At 61.6% G+C, this 14,541-nt stretch carries 12 protein-coding genes; 9 read left to right on the top strand and 3 right to left on the bottom strand.

Annotated elements, in window-relative coordinates; genetic code table 11:
- Positions 1 to 51: 51 nt before the first annotated feature.
- The 5 genes from uhpC (at position 52) to AAIE04_RS02285 (ending at position 6,122) form a co-directional block, all read left to right on the top strand.
- Positions 52 to 1,380 carry an MFS transporter family glucose-6-phosphate receptor UhpC gene (gene uhpC / locus AAIE04_RS02305; RefSeq protein ID WP_498576629.1) on the top strand — a complete coding sequence of 443 codons (1,329 nt, stop codon included), beginning with the start codon at positions 52 to 54 and terminating at the stop codon, positions 1,378 to 1,380.
- The gene (locus AAIE04_RS02300) at positions 1,377 to 2,408 is read left to right on the top strand and encodes an ABC transporter substrate-binding protein (protein ID WP_016928667.1); all 1,032 of its coding nucleotides are present in this window, start codon (positions 1,377 to 1,379) and stop codon (positions 2,406 to 2,408) included. The genes uhpC and AAIE04_RS02300 overlap by 4 nt, the downstream gene beginning before the upstream one ends.
- A gap of 67 nt (positions 2,409 to 2,475) precedes the next feature.
- Entirely contained in the window at positions 2,476 to 4,551 is a 2,076-nt protein-coding gene (locus tag AAIE04_RS02295) for an ABC transporter permease (RefSeq protein WP_498576406.1), read from the top strand.
- 11 nt (positions 4,552 to 4,562) lie between these two features.
- Complete coding sequence (fbpC, locus tag AAIE04_RS02290) at positions 4,563 to 5,609, top strand: ferric ABC transporter ATP-binding protein (protein ID WP_197667300.1); 1,047 nt, start codon at positions 4,563 to 4,565, stop codon at positions 5,607 to 5,609.
- 246 nt (positions 5,610 to 5,855) lie between these two features.
- Positions 5,856 to 6,122: a hypothetical protein gene (locus tag AAIE04_RS02285; protein ID WP_049201133.1), complete on the top strand. Its 267-nt coding sequence runs from the start codon at positions 5,856 to 5,858 to the stop codon at positions 6,120 to 6,122.
- Between the two features lie 42 nt (positions 6,123 to 6,164).
- Here the strand turns inward: AAIE04_RS02285 and dusC are convergent, their stop codons facing one another.
- The 3 genes from dusC to rhlE form a co-directional block, all read right to left on the bottom strand.
- Positions 6,165 to 7,097, bottom strand: a complete 933-nt coding sequence (dusC, locus tag AAIE04_RS02280; protein WP_498576405.1) for a tRNA dihydrouridine(16) synthase DusC — start codon at positions 7,095 to 7,097, stop codon at positions 6,165 to 6,167.
- Positions 7,098 to 7,181: 84 nt separating this feature from the next.
- Positions 7,182 to 8,141: a D-2-hydroxyacid dehydrogenase family protein gene (locus AAIE04_RS02275; RefSeq protein WP_154746713.1), complete on the bottom strand. Its 960-nt coding sequence runs from the start codon at positions 8,139 to 8,141 to the stop codon at positions 7,182 to 7,184.
- A gap of 113 nt (positions 8,142 to 8,254) precedes the next feature.
- Complete coding sequence (rhlE, locus tag AAIE04_RS02270; RefSeq protein WP_154746712.1) at positions 8,255 to 9,634, bottom strand: ATP-dependent RNA helicase RhlE; 1,380 nt, start codon at positions 9,632 to 9,634, stop codon at positions 8,255 to 8,257.
- 297 nt (positions 9,635 to 9,931) lie between these two features.
- Here rhlE and AAIE04_RS02265 point away from each other — a divergent pair, with 297 nt between their 5' ends.
- Genes AAIE04_RS02265 through AAIE04_RS02250 form a run of 4 tightly spaced genes read left to right on the top strand, consistent with a single transcriptional unit; the run spans position 9,932 to position 14,531 of the window.
- A complete protein-coding gene (locus AAIE04_RS02265) occupies positions 9,932 to 10,630 on the top strand; it encodes a CerR family C-terminal domain-containing protein (protein WP_019453978.1) in 699 nt (232 codons plus the stop codon).
- 18 nt (positions 10,631 to 10,648) lie between these two features.
- Entirely contained in the window at positions 10,649 to 11,635 is a 987-nt protein-coding gene (gene hlyD / locus AAIE04_RS02260) for a secretion protein HlyD (RefSeq protein ID WP_099981677.1), read from the top strand.
- Positions 11,636 to 11,643: 8 nt separating this feature from the next.
- Positions 11,644 to 13,380, top strand: coding sequence for an ATP-binding cassette domain-containing protein (locus tag AAIE04_RS02255; protein ID WP_498576404.1), 1,737 nt, complete (start codon positions 11,644 to 11,646; stop codon positions 13,378 to 13,380).
- Positions 13,377 to 14,531, top strand: coding sequence for an ABC transporter permease (locus AAIE04_RS02250; RefSeq protein ID WP_498576403.1), 1,155 nt, complete (start codon positions 13,377 to 13,379; stop codon positions 14,529 to 14,531). The genes AAIE04_RS02255 and AAIE04_RS02250 overlap by 4 nt, the downstream gene beginning before the upstream one ends.
- Positions 14,532 to 14,541 lie beyond the last annotated feature (10 nt).

Below are 14,541 nucleotides of genomic sequence, written 5' to 3'. Positions count from 1 at the left end.
AGTCTTAGCCACTCCGGACTTTCTCTCATCCCCTTTCCCTTTCACCTTCTTATAGTCAGCACCAGGGAGGCGGCTATGCAGGCACGCTCGGCATCTGAAATCGATCACCGTTACCGCGCGCTGCGCCCGCGACTGCTGCTGTACATGGTCATCGGGTACGCCGCCTTTTACCTGACGCGCAAAAGCGTGAATTACGTGCTGCCGGCGCTGCAAACGGATTTGGGGCTGGATAAAGGGGACATCGGCCTGCTCGGCTCGCTGTTTTACCTGAGCTACGGCCTGTCGAAATTCGCCGCCGGACTGTGGCACGACGGCCACGGACAGCGCAGGTTTATGGGGATCGGCCTGTTCGCCACCGGCCTGCTGAACCTGGTGTTCGCCTTCGGCGAATCGCTGCCGCTGCTGCTGGTGGTCTGGGCGCTGAACGGCTTCTTTCAGGGCTGGGGCTGGCCGCCCTGCGCGCGGCTGTTGACCCACTGGTATTCGCGCAACGAGCGCGGCTTCTGGTGGGGCTGCTGGAATATGTCGATCAACCTCGGCGGCGCGTTAGTGCCGCTGATCAGTGCCTTCGCCGCCCAACGCTGGGGCTGGCAGGCGGCGATGCTGATCCCGGGGGCCGTCAGCATGGTGTTGGGCATCTGGCTCACGCGGCGGCTGAAAGGCACGCCGCAGGAAGAAGGCCTGCCGTCGGTCGGCCAATGGCGTCACGATCCGCTGGAGCTGCGTCAGGAACAGCAAAGCCCGCCGATGGGACTGTGGCGGATGTTACGCACCACGATGCTGAAGAACCCGATGATCTGGCTGCTGGGCGTCTCTTACGTGCTGGTCTACCTGATCCGCATCGCCTTGAACGACTGGGGCAATCTCTGGCTGACGGAAAGCCACGGCGTCAACCTGCTCAGCGCCAACGCGACGGTGATGCTGTTCGAGGCAGGCGGTCTGCTCGGCGCGCTGTTCGCCGGCTGGGGCTCGGATTTGCTGTTCGGCGGGCAGCGCGCGCCGATGATTTTGCTGTTCACGCTCGTGCTGATGGTTTCCGTCGCCGCGCTGTGGCTGGCGCCGGTGCACCACTACGCGCTGCTGGCGGGCTGTTTCTTTACGGTGGGCTTTTTTGTCTTCGGCCCACAGATGCTGATTGGCCTCGCCGCCGTGGAATGCGGGCACAAAGGCGCGGCCGGCTCCATCACCGGTTTTCTCGGCCTGTTCGCCTATCTGGGGGCCGCACTGGCGGGCTGGCCACTGTCGCAGGTCATCGAAGGCTACGGCTGGTCAGGCATGTTCAGTTTGCTGTCGATCGCCGCCGTTCTTATGGGTTTATTGCTGATGCCGCTGTTGATGGCGAGCGTTACCACCTCTACCGAGAGAAGGATAAAACAATGAAAAAAACGTGGGTCACTACCCTGATAGCTTCCGGCATCGCGCTGGCGACGTTGAGCGGCGCCGCGCACGCCAAGGGCCGCCTGGTAGTCTACTGCAGCGCCACCAATGAAATGTGCGAAGCGGAAACCAAAGCCTTCGGCGAGAAATATGACGTGAAAACCTCGTTCATCCGCAACGGCTCCGGCAGCACGCTGGCGAAAGTGGACGCCGAGAAGAAAAACCCGCAGGCGGACGTCTGGTATGGCGGTACGCTCGATCCGCAATCCCAGGCCGGTGAAATGGGGCTGCTGCAGCCGTACAAATCGCCGAACCTCGAACAGGTGATGACGCAATTCCGCGACCCGGCGAAGCTGAAAGGCAACTACTCTTCGGCGGTCTACGTCGGCATCCTCGGCTTCGGCGTCAATACCCAACGCCTGAAAGAGAAAAACCTGCCGGTGCCCAAGTGCTGGAAAGACCTGACCAAACCGGAATACAAAGGCGAGATTCAAATCGCCGATCCGCAGAGCTCCGGCACCGCCTACACTGCGCTGGCGACCTTTGCCCAGCTGTGGGGAGACGACCAGGCCTTCGATTACCTCAAGCAGTTGAACGCCAACGTCTCGCAGTATACCAAGTCCGGCATTGCCCCGGCGCGCAACGCCGCCCGCGGTGAAACGGCGATCGGCATCGGTTTCCTGCATGACTACTCGCTCGAAAAAGAACAGGGCGCGCCGCTTGAGCTGATCTCGCCTTGTGAAGGCACCGGCTACGAAATCGGCGGCGTCAGCATCCTCAAAGGCGCGCGCAACCTCGACAACGCCAAGCTGTTCGTTGATTGGGTGCTGTCGAAAGAGGCGCAGGAGCTGGCGTGGAAGAAAGGCAAGTCCTATCAGATCCTGACCAACACTACCGCCGATACCTCGCCGAACTCGCTGAAGCTCGACGATCTGAAGCTGATCAACTACGACATGGACAAGTACGGCTCGACCGAGGTCCGCAAGGCGCTGATCAACAAGTGGGTCAGCGAAGTCAAGATGGGTAAATAAGCCCACATTCTGCGCCTGTTGCCGGGTAAGCCTCATACCTTACCCGGCCTGAACATCCGGGAAACTTATGTCACATACACATGCACTCCATCTCGTGAATAAACGAGATGCGATATCCCTTTGGGTCTTGCTTGGCTGGCTGGCGTTCGCCCTGCTGCCGAGCTGGAGCCTGGATTACGGCCTGCTGGAGTCCACCGGCGAAGAGATCCTCGCGGCCTACGGCTGGTCAAATCGCAATATCAGTTGGCTTTGGTGCCTGTTGCCGAGCCTGTTGCTGCTGCGTCCCCAAGCCGCGGCGGGCGGTGAACGGCGGCGGCACGCGTTCGATGCCGGCTGGGCGCTGCTGTGCATGGTCTTTATCGTCGTCAGCGCCACGCTGGCGGGACGCGGTTTAGGCTACGCCACCCTGGTGCAGTTTATCGCGCTGGGCGCCATCATGACGCTGGCGCTGACCCGCCTCGAATGGCTGGGCGGCGACCGTTTCGTTATCGGCGCGCTGGTCACCATCGTGGCGCTGATCGGCGTCTTCATCGTTTGGCCGAGCATCGCGATTTTCATTCCGATGTTCACCGACCAGACGGGCGCCTTCGCGCCGCTGGCGTTTATGAACGTGCTGTCGCAGGCGCATATCGTTCAGGTGATCCTCAACTCCATCGCCCTGTCGATCGCGGTCGGCGCCGGCTGTACCTTCTTCGGCCTGGTGCTGGCGATTTACACCACCCGCATCGCCAGGCGCAGCGCCATTATCGGCCGCATCTTCTCCATCTTGCCCATCGTCACGCCACCGTTCGTCGTCGGCCTGGGCGTGACGTTGATGATGGGACGCTCCGGCTACGTCACCGAGTGGATGGTGGCCTGGTTCGGCCTGACCAACACCAACTGGCTGTACGGCTTTACCGGCATCTGGCTGGCGCAGGTGCTGGCGTTCACGCCGATGGCGTTCATGATCCTCGACGGCGCGATCAAGACCATTCATCCTTCGCTGGAAGAGGCCTCCTACACCCTGCGCGCCAGCCGTTGGCAAACTTTTAACGGCGTGTTCGTGCCGCTGCTGAAACCGGCGCTGGCCAACGCGTTTCTGATCGTGGTGGTGCAATCGCTGGCCGACTTCAGCAACCCGCTGGTGCTCGGCGGCAACTTCGACGTGCTGGCGACGCAAATCTATTTCTACATCACCGGCTCGCAGCTCGACTATCAGGCCGCCAGCACCCTCGGCGCCTTCCTGCTGCTGTTCTCGCTGCTGGTGTTCTGCATTCAGTACCTGTGGATCGGCAAGCGTTCCTACGTCACCGTGTCCGGCAAATCCTATCGCGGCGACGTGCAGCCGCTGCCGGTCACGCTGGTCTGGAGCGTGATGGCGTTGCTGGCAGTGTGGGTAGCCTTTAACGCCCTGCTCTACGGCAGCATTTTCTACGGCAGTTTCACCGTCAACTGGGGCGTGGATTACACGCTGACGCTGGATAACTTCATCAAGCTGTTCGGTCAGGGCATGAGCGACGGCGCGTGGCCTTCGCTGCTCGATACGCTGCTGTACGCCGGGATCGCCGCGCCGATCACCGCCGCGTTCGGCCTGCTGATCGCCTGGATCGTGGTGCGCCAGCAGTTCAGGGGCAAAAAGACCATCGAGTTCACCACCATGCTGTGCTTTGCGGTGCCGGGCACCGTGGCGGGCGTCTCTTACATTCTCGCCTTCAACAGCGCGCCGGTGTACCTCACCGGAACGGCCGCCATCGTGATTATCTCGATGGTGATGCGCAACGTGCCGGTGGGGATTCGCGCCGGGATCGCCGGACTGGGCCAGATAGACAAATCGCTGGACGAAGCCTCGCTCAGCCTGCGCGCCGGCTCGCTGCGCACCATCACGCACATCCTGCTGCCGCTGCTGCGCCCGGCGATCCTGTCGGCGCTGATCTACAGCTTCGTGCGCGCCATCACCACCGTCAGCGCCATCGTCTTCCTGGTGACGCCCGATACCCGCGTGGCCACCGCCTATATCCTCAACCGCGTAGAAGACGGCGAATACGGGGTAGCGATCGCCTACGGTTCAATTCTGATCGTGGTGATGCTGGCGATTATTTTCCTCTTTGACTGGCTGATCGGCGAGGCTCGCATCTCCCGTTCAAAAGCCAAAAACCAGGCGTAATGGAGCGCACTATGAGTCAGAAAAATTTCGTTGAACTGCGCAACGTCTCCAAACGGTTCGGCAGCAACACGGTTATCGATAACATCACGCTCACCATCCCGCGGGGGCAAATGGTGACGCTGCTCGGCCCTTCAGGCTGCGGCAAGACCACCATTTTGCGCCTGGTCGCCGGGCTGGAGAAACCGAGCGACGGGCAGATCTTCATCGATGGCGAAGACGTCACCCATCGTTCCATCCAGCAGCGCGATATCTGCATGGTGTTCCAGTCTTACGCCCTGTTCCCGCATATGTCGCTGGGGGAAAACGTCGGCTATGGGCTGAAGATGCTCGGCATTCCGCGCGCCGAAGTGAAAGCGCGCGTGCAGGAAGCGCTGGCGATGGTGGATCTGGCGGGGTTCGACGATCGCTACGTCGATCAGATCTCCGGCGGCCAACAACAGCGCGTGGCGCTGGCGCGTGCGCTGATCCTCAAGCCGAAAGTGCTGCTGTTCGATGAGCCATTGAGCAACCTCGACGCCAACCTGCGCCGCAGCATGCGCGAAAAGATCCGCGAGTTGCAGAAGCAGTTTGATATCACGTCGCTGTACGTCACCCACGATCAGAGCGAGGCCTTTGCGGTCTCAGACACCGTGCTGGTGATGAACAAGGGGCATATCATGCAGATCGGTTCGCCGCAGGATCTCTATCGGCAGCCCGCGTCGCGCTTTATGGCGAGCTTTATGGGGGACGCCAACCTGTTCCCGGCCAGCTTCGGCGCCGATCATGTCGATATCAGCGGCTATCGCCTGCCGCGCCCCGCGCACTTTGCCGCCGAGGGCGCCGGCACGGTGGGTGTGCGGCCGGAAGCGATCACGCTGAGCGAGCACGGCGAGGAAAGCCAGCGCTGCGTGATCCAGCATGTCGCTTACATGGGGCCGCAGTATGAAGTAACGGTGGCGTGGCATGGGCAGCAGATTTTGCTGCAGGTTAACGCCACCCGTCTGCAGCCCAACGTCGGCGAGCACTATTATCTGGAAATACACCCCTACGGCATGTTTATGCTGGCGGATGCGGCATAATAAACATCACTCTTAAGCGTTAGAATAACGGTCATTCCGCATGGAATGGCCGGAAATAACCGACAAAAAAACCGTATTTATCTATTTTTACAATTCCACCCAAGTCCTTGTTCAACCGATAAATAAATATCACATCGTCCATTAAAAAATAACCACCAGGGCCACCAAGGGTGATATTTTTATTTAGATGGGGTAAGCTTAATCCCGCAGTCGAAATTATTTAACGGCCAACTCAAGGAGAAATTCATGAGCAACAATGCAAACGCACAGGCGCAGCTGGATAATTTACGTAACGTCGCTTCCCAGCTGAAGGAAATGCGCCACTATGCGCAGTCGAATACCGAAACGCTCTCCGCACACTGGCTGGCCTTCGATCAGGGGGAATGCAAAAATAAGGCATTCGCCGAAGCCATCAACGACCTGTTGAATAAACAGGGCGCCTGCCTGGAAGGGCTGGAAAAAACCATTCAGGATATCGAGATAGAATTAAACCGCCTCGATAAAGCCGCCTGATAATGCCGATTATAAATAAACCCGCCGCGTGCGGGTTTATTTTTAGCTGCGACAGATGACTCGCGCAATATCCCCGGATGTCGTCAGCGCACGTATTTCGCTGAACAGTTCGGTGGCTTCGTCATATTCTTTACGCAAATACCCCAGCCACTGTTTGATGCGCGCCACGTGATAGAGGCCGGTGTCGCCCTGTTTTTCCAGATGGGCGTATTTTTGCAGCAGTTCGACCACCTGCGGCCAGGGCATGCGCGGTTCGTTATACTTCACCACCCGGCTCAGGTTCGGCACGTTGAGCGCGCCGCGCCCTAGCATGATCGCGTCGCAACCGGTCGCCTGCAGGCAATCCTGCGCGCTCTGGTAATCCCAGATCTCGCCGTTGGCGACAACCGGGATGCTGAGCCGCTGACGGATCTCGCCGATCGCCGCCCAGTTGATGCGATCCGCCTTGTAGCCATCCTCTTTGGTACGGCCGTGCACCGTCAGCTCGCTGGCGCCCGCCTGCTGCACCGCATCGGCGATTTCAAAACTGCGGTTGGAAGAGTCCCAGCCCAGACGCACCTTCACCGTGACCGGCAGATGGGCCGGCACCGCCGCGCGCATCGCTTTGGCGCCCTGGTAGATCAGTTCCGGATCTTTGAGCAGCGTCGCCCCGCCGCCGCTGCCGTTCACCAGCTTGGACGGGCAGCCGCAGTTGAGATCGACGCCGTAAGAGCCCAGTTCCACTGCACGCGCGGCGTTCTCCGCCAGCCACTGCGGGTACTGCCCCAGCAGCTGTACGCGCACCTGTGTGCCCGACGGCGTGCGGCTGGCATGACGCAGCTCCGGGCACAGCCGGTAGAATGACTTGGCCGGCAGCAGCTGATCGACCACGCGCAAAAATTCGGTGATGCACAGATCGTAGTCGTTCACTTCAGTGAGTAACTCACGCACCAAAGAATCGAGAACGCCCTCCATCGGAGCCAATAATACGCGCATGACCAATCCCAGCTAAAAAAAGACCCGCAATGATACGGGTGAATGCCCGCGCCAGACAAGCCTCAGCGGGCATTAAAAATGCCGTCAGCCCAGCCGGCGGATCGGTTGGCCGGCGAGGAACGCCGCGATATCCTCGACCGCCTCGGTGAAGTAGGCGCGGTAGTTGTCGTCCGCCACGTAACCCACATGCGGCGTCGCCAGCACGTTGGGCAGCTGGCGAAACACGTCGTCGGCCGGCAACGGCTCCGTCTCGAACACGTCCAGCCCGGCGCCGGCGATCTTCCGCTGTTGCAGGGCGTCCGCCAGTGCCGCCTGATCGACGATACCCGCACGCGAGGTGTTGATCAGGTAGGCGGTGGGTTTCATCGCCGCCAATTCATCACGCCCCACCAACCCGCGGCTGCGATCGCTCAGCACCAGGTGAATGGAGACAAAGTCGCTCTGTTCGAACAGCGCCCGTTTGGACGGTGCCAGCAGGACACCCTCTTGCGCCGCCCGCTCCGCCGTCAGGTTCTGGCTCCAGGCCAGCACCCGCATGCCAAACGCCTGCGCTACCTTGGCCATCTGGCCGCCGATCTTGCCCAGCCCCAGCAGCCCCAGCGTTTTTCCTTGCAGCGTGACGCCTAAGCCCAGCTGCCACGGGCCGTTGTTCCGCAGCCCGACGCTTTCCGGCACGATATGCTTCGCCAGCCCGAGCAGCAGCGCCCAGGTCAGCTCCATCGGCGCGGCCGACCCGCTGGCGGTGCCGCACACCACCACGCCCCGCTCGGCGGCGGCGGCCAGATCGATAGAGGCGTTGCGCATGCCGGAGGTGATCAGCAGCTTCAGCTTCGGCAGCCGCGCCAACAGCGAGGCGGTCATCGGGGTGCGCTCGCGCATGATGACCAGAATGTCGCACTCCTGCAGATGCACCGCCAGCTCCGCTTCATCGGTAAAGTGCGAGCTGATGGCCGACACCTCCACCCGATCGGCCAGCGCCGACCAGTCCGCCATTTTGAGCGCCACCTGTTGGTAATCATCGAGAATTGCGCACTTCAATTTCATCTCCGTCTCCTGGAATTAGGTTTAGCCACCGTCCAGCCTAGTACGAAAATGCCGTTCCGCCAGGCAAAAAAAAAGCCGCCCGTATCGGCGGCTTACTCTTTGAGCAATCAGGCTTATTCGGCCGGTTTGCGGCTGCGCGGGCGGCGCGAAGATGGCGCGCCGGAACGACGCTGGCCATCACCCTGCGGGCGGGCGTTACCGTTGCCGTTGCCACGGTTTTCACGCTGGCCGCCGTTACCGTTGCCACTGCGCTGACCGCCGCCGTTACCGGAACGCTGGCCGCCGCCGTTGCCGCGCGGTGCACCGCGCCCGCCACCCTGACGGCCGTTGATGATCGGCTCGGCCTTGATGGTCGGATCCGGATCGTAACCCGGCAGCGCGATACGTGGAATTTCACGCTTCAGCAGACGTTCGATGTCGCGCAGCAGTTTGTGTTCATCCACGCACACCAGCGAGATAGCTTCACCGGTACGCTCCGCGCGGCCGGTGCGGCCAATGCGGTGTACGTAGTCTTCCGGCACGTTAGGCAGCTCGTAGTTCACCACATGCGGCAGCTGGTCGATATCCAGACCGCGCGCCGCAATGTCGGTCGCTACCAGCACGCGAATGCGGCCGTCTTTGAAGTCGGCGAGCGCGCGGGTACGGGCACCCTGGCTCTTGTTGCCGTGGATCGCCGCGGCGGTGATGCCGTCTTTGTTCAGCTGTTCCGCCAGGTGGTTGGCGCCGTGCTTGGTGCGGGTGAACACCAGCACCTGTTTCCAATCGCCTTCGCCGATCATCTGCGACAGCAGTTCCCGCTTACGCTTCTTGTCGACGAAATGCACGCTCTGCTCGATCTGCTCGGACGCGGTGTTGCGGCGCGCCACTTCCACCGAAGCCGGGTTGTGCAGCAGCTTGTTGGCCAGCGCCTTGATGTCGTCGGAGAAGGTCGCGGAGAACAGCAGGTTCTGGCGCTTGGCCGGCAGCTTGGCCAGCACGCGGCGAATGTCGTGGATAAAGCCCATGTCCAACATGCGATCCGCTTCGTCCAGCACCAGAATTTCAATTTTGGACAGGTCAACCGCGTTCTGATGCTCCAGATCCAGCAGACGGCCCGGTGTCGCCACCAGGATGTCGACGCCGCCGCGCAGCTTCATCATCTGCGGGTTGATGCTCACGCCGCCAAACACCACCAGCGAACGCAGGCGCAGGTGTTTGCTGTAGGCATCGACGTTTTCGCCGATCTGCGCCGCCAGCTCACGGGTTGGCGTCAGGATCAGCGCGCGCACCGGGCGGCGGCCTTTGACCGGATGGTCATGCTTGCTCAGCAGCTGCAACAACGGCAGGGTAAAACCGGCGGTTTTACCGGTGCCGGTCTGGGCGCTGGCCATCAGGTCACGACCTTCCAGCACGACAGGGATAGCCTGACGCTGAATTGGCGTCGGTTCGCGATAGCCCTGTTCTTCAACAGCGCGCACAATTTCAGCACTTAAGCCGAGGGTTTCAAATGACATAAAGAGAAAAACTCCAGATCCCCCCTAACCTAACGGTGTTCGGTGCAGTTTCCTGGGAGGATGATCAGACGGGGCATTAAGCATGACCACGAGGGATTGGCACAAACTGCAGTGCACCAGGCGGCGATTGTAACAGAAGTCGCGCAATAAAAAGCACTTTTACGCGTAGAAAGCACAATCTGCCGTAAATTCAGCATTGTCTGAGACCGATCACATAACTCATTGTGGTTAGCGGTTGCGTTTTAGACAATCTGGCATAAAGTTAATCATATGATTGATTAACTTTGAGCGTGACCCATGCCAGCTTCCGTACCTCATCAGGCCGCCGGCCGGGCGCGCGGCGAGCAAACGCGCCGGCAGCTGCTCGCCGCGGCGACTGAACTGTTCGGCGAATACGGCCTGCAGGGCGCCACCACGCGCGATATCGCTCAGCGCGCCGGCCAGAACATCGCCGCCATCACCTATTACTTCAGTTCCAAAGAGGGGCTGTATCTGGCCGTTGCGCAGTCGCTCGCCGATTTCATCCAGCAGGCGTTCGCCCCGCTGGCCGAAGAAGCCGATCGCTTTGGGCAAGAAGCCCCCGAACACCACACACCCGACGCCGCGCTGCGCTTGCTGCAACGCGGACTGCTGGCCTTCAGCGCGCTGATGACTCAACCGCACACGCTGAACCTGAGCAAAATCATGTCGCGCGAACAGCTCGCCCCGACCGACGCTTACCCGCTGATCCACAGCCAGGTGATCGCGCCGATGCACGAGCGGCTGTGCCGCCTGCTGTCTGCCGCGACCGGCATTGACGAGCACGCCACTCGCCTGGTGCTGCATACCCACGCGCTGATCGGCGAGGTGCTGTCGTTCCGCGTTGCGCGAGAGACCATCCGTCGTCAGGCTGGCTGGCAAGAGATTGGTGAAAGTGAAGCCGCGCAGATCGCGGCGGTGCTGAGCGAGCATATCGAGATTTTGGTTATTGGGCTGCGCCAACGCCATGGCGCGTAAATTCAGGCAGGGAGTGTTATGAACAAAAAACGCAGTGCCTTGATCGTGTTGTTAATTTTGCTGATCGCGGCCGCCGCTTACGCGGTCTGGCATTACCAACAGCAGCAGGATAAGCCGCTGACGCTGTACGGCAACGTCGATATCCGCACGGTCAACCTCGGTTTTCGCGTCGACGGCCGCCTGGCGTCGCTGACGGTGGATGAAGGCGATGCCGTTCAGCCGGGCCAGCTGCTCGGCAAGCTGGACGATGCCCCCTACCGCAACGCGCTGCAGCAGGCCGAGGCCAACGTCGGCAGCGCGCGCGCCAAACTGTCGCTGCTGCAGGCCGGCTATCGCACTGAAGAGATCGCCCAGGTACAGTCAGAAATGGCGCAACGTCAGTCCGCCTTCGCCTACGCCGACAGCTTCCTGAAGCGCCAGCAAGGGCTGTGGGCGAAAAACGCCACGTCCGCCGACGCGCTGGAGGATGCGCGCACCGCCCGCAATCAGGCGCAGGCCAACCTGCAGGCGGCGAAGGACAAGCTGTCGCAATACCGCAGCGGCAATCGCCCGCAAGAGATTGAACAGGCCAAGGCCGACGTGGCGCAGAGCGAAGCGGCGCTGGCGCAGGCGCAATTGAACCTGCAAGACGCCACGTTGGTCTCCCCGTCCGCCGGCACGGTGCTGACCCGCGCGGTGGAGCCGGGCACCATGCTCGGCGCCGGCGGTACGGTGTTCACCCTGTCGCTGACCCGGCCGGTGTGGGTGCGCGCCTACGTCAACGAGACCAGCCTGAACCAGGCGGTGCCCGGCACCGAGCTGGAAATTTACACCGACGGCCGGCCCGACAAGCCTTACCACGGCAAGATCGGTTTCGTCTCGCCGACCGCGGAATTCACGCCGAAAAGCGTTGAAACGCCGGATCTGCGCACCGATCTGGTGTACCGCCTGCGGGTGATCGTCACCGACGCCGACGATGCGCTGCGCCAGGGCATGCCGGTTACCCTGCGCTTCGCCAAACCCTGAGGCCGGCCATGGAACAGGCGCACACCATCGAACTGGAAGGGTTGGAAAAACGCTTCCCGTCGCTTGAAAAACCGGCGGTCGCCAGCCTGACCACCACCCTGCGCAGCGGCGCGGTCATCGGGCTGGTCGGGCCGGACGGCGCCGGCAAAACCACCCTGCTGCGCATGCTGGCCGGGCTGCTGCAGCCCAGCAGCGGCAAATTGCGGGTCGCCGGGCTGGATCCGATCGCCCAGGATCGCCAACTGCACGCGATCCTCGGCTACATGCCGCAGAAGTTCGGGCTGTATGAGGATCTGACGGTGATGGAGAACCTGACGCTGTACGCCGATCTGCGCGGCGTTACCGGCGATCTTCGCCGCCAGACCTTCGAACGGCTGTTGAAATTTACCGATCTGACGCGTTTCACCGAGCGCCTGGCGGGCAAGCTGTCCGGCGGCATGAAACAGAAGCTCGGCCTGGCCTGCACGCTGGTAGGCGAGCCTCAGGTGCTGTTGCTGGACGAGCCGGGCGTCGGCGTCGATCCGATCTCGCGCCGCGAGCTGTGGCGCATGGTGCACGAACTGGCCAACGACGGCATGTTGATCCTGTGGAGCACCTCCTATCTCGATGAGGCCGAGCAGTGTCGCGAGGTGCTGCTGCTCAACGAGGGCGAACTGCTGTTCAGCGGTGCGCCGCAGGATCTGACCCAACGCATGGCCGGGCGCACGGTGTTGATCGCCGCGCCGCCCGGCAGTCATCGCGCCTTGCTGCAGCGGGCGATCTGCCTGCCGTCGGTCACCGACGGGGTGATCCAGGGAAAATCTCTGCGCCTGATCCTGAAGGAGGGCGAGGATCACCGCCAACTGCTGCAGGCGCTGGATCTGCCGGACGCCGAACTCGACGAGGCGGATCCACGCTTCGAAGATGCGTTTATCGATCTGCTCGGCGGCGGCCCCAACCACCGCTCGGCGCTGGCGGAGATCATGCCGACCGTCAACGGTGAAAGCGGCGAAACCGTGATCGAAGCGGTGCAGCTGACCAAAAAATTCGGCGACTTCGCCGCCACCGATCACGTCGACTTTCAGGTGCGGCGCGGTGAAATTTTCGGCCTGCTCGGCCCGAACGGCGCCGGTAAGTCCACCACCTTTAAAATGATGTGCGGTCTGCTGGTGCCGTCCGAAGGTAAGGCGCTGGTGCTGGGGATGGATCTGAAGATCAGCTCCGGCAAGGCGCGCCAACGGCTCGGCTACATGGCGCAGAAATTCTCGCTGTACGGCAACCTGACGGTGGCGCAGAACCTGAAATTCTTCTCCGGCGTCTACGGCCTGAGCGGCAAGGCGCAACGCGATAAAATCGATGAAATGTCCCGCGCCTTTAACTTCGCGCCGATCCTCGCTCAAACGCCGGACGCGCTGCCGCTCGGCTTCAAGCAACGCCTGGCGCTGGCCTGCGCGCTGATGCACGAACCGGACATTCTGTTCCTCGACGAACCGACTTCCGGCGTCGATCCGCTGACGCGACGCGAGTTCTGGTTGCACATCAACGGCATGGTCGACAAAGGCGTCACGGTGATGGTGACCACCCACTTTATGGACGAGGCGGAGTACTGCGACCGCATCGGCCTGGTGTACCGCGGCAAGATCATCGCCGCCGGCACCCCGGACGACCTCAAACTGCAAGTGGCGCGCGACGATAATCCCAATCCTTCAATGGAACAGGCATTTATCGAGCTGGTACAGGGCTACGACAAGGAGGAAACGCGGTGAGCGACAACCGATCCCCAATCGACGGCGGCGGCTTCTCCTGGCGCCGGCTGCGCGCGCTGTGCCTGAAGGAGACGCGGCAAATACTGCGTGATCCCAGCAGCGGCCTGATCGCCTTCGTCATCCCGCTGATGTTGCTGTTTATCTTCGGCTACGGCATCAATCTCGACTCCAGCAAACTGCATCTGGGTATCTTGATGGAGCAACAGAGTGAAGACGCGCGCGATCTGGCCCATGCCTTCGCCGGCTCGCCCTATATCGAACCAACCATCAGCGATAACCGCCAGCAGCTGATTCAGCAAATGCAGGCCGGCACGATCCGCGGTCTGGTGGTGATCCCGGTGGATTTCGACCAGCGCATGGCGCGCCCGCATGACAGCGCACCGATCCAAGTGATCACCGACGGCAGCGAACCGAACACCGCCAACTTTGTGCAGGGCTACGCCCAAGGCGTTTGGCAAGTCTGGCAGCAGCAGCGCGCCGCCGATAGCGGGAGCAGCGACAAGCCGCTGATCGACGTGCAAATGCGTTACTGGTTCAACCCGGCGGCCATCAGCCGGCACTACATCATTCCCGGTGCCATCACCATCATCATGACGGTGATCGGCGCCATCCTCACTTCGCTGGTGATCGCCCGCGAGTGGGAGCGCGGCACCATGGAAGCCTTGCTGTCCACCCAGGTGACCCGCAGCGAACTGCTGCTCTCGAAGCTTATTCCCTACTATTTCCTCGGCATGTTCGCCATGGCGCTGTGCATGGCGGTGGCAGTCTGGGTGCTCGGCGTTCCCTACCGCGGATCGCTGCCCATTCTGCTGCTGATAAGCAGCCTGTTCCTCGCCAGCACCCTCGGCATGGGCCTGCTGATCTCCACCCTCACCCGCAATCAGTTCAACGCGGCGATGGTGGCGCTGAACGCCGCCTTCCTGCCTTCGATCATGCTGTCGGGCTTTATCTTCCAGATCGACAGCATGCCGGCCATCGTGCGCGCGGTGACCTACATCATTCCGGCGCGCTACTTCGTCAGCACGCTGCAAACGCTGTTTTTGGCGGGTAACGTCGGCACCGTGCTGGCGATCAATCTGCTGTTCCTGATCGCTTCCGCCGTGGTGTTCATCGGCCTGACGGCCTGGAAAACCCAGCGCCGGCTGGATTGAGGAGAAAGAG

Source organism: Serratia sp. Ae19-1, assembly GCF_059801225.1.
This window is presented reverse-complemented; position numbering and strand designations above follow the sequence as displayed.

Coding starts and splice junctions, on each gene's coding strand:
- AAIE04_RS02295 (WP_498576406.1), top strand. CDS start 2,476: ATGTCACATACACATGCACTCCATCTCGTGAATAAACGAGATGCGATA.
- dusC (WP_498576405.1), bottom strand. CDS start 7,097: ATGCGCGTATTATTGGCTCCGATGGAGGGCGTTCTCGATTCTTTGGTG.
- AAIE04_RS02285 (WP_049201133.1), top strand. CDS start 5,856: ATGAGCAACAATGCAAACGCACAGGCGCAGCTGGATAATTTACGTAAC.
- AAIE04_RS02275 (WP_154746713.1), bottom strand. CDS start 8,141: ATGAAATTGAAGTGCGCAATTCTCGATGATTACCAACAGGTGGCGCTC.
- AAIE04_RS02255 (WP_498576404.1), top strand. CDS start 11,644: ATGGAACAGGCGCACACCATCGAACTGGAAGGGTTGGAAAAACGCTTC.
- AAIE04_RS02300 (WP_016928667.1), top strand. CDS start 1,377: ATGAAAAAAACGTGGGTCACTACCCTGATAGCTTCCGGCATCGCGCTG.
- fbpC (WP_197667300.1), top strand. CDS start 4,563: ATGAGTCAGAAAAATTTCGTTGAACTGCGCAACGTCTCCAAACGGTTC.
- rhlE (WP_154746712.1), bottom strand. CDS start 9,634: ATGTCATTTGAAACCCTCGGCTTAAGTGCTGAAATTGTGCGCGCTGTT.
- hlyD (WP_099981677.1), top strand. CDS start 10,649: ATGAACAAAAAACGCAGTGCCTTGATCGTGTTGTTAATTTTGCTGATC.
- AAIE04_RS02265 (WP_019453978.1), top strand. CDS start 9,932: ATGCCAGCTTCCGTACCTCATCAGGCCGCCGGCCGGGCGCGCGGCGAG.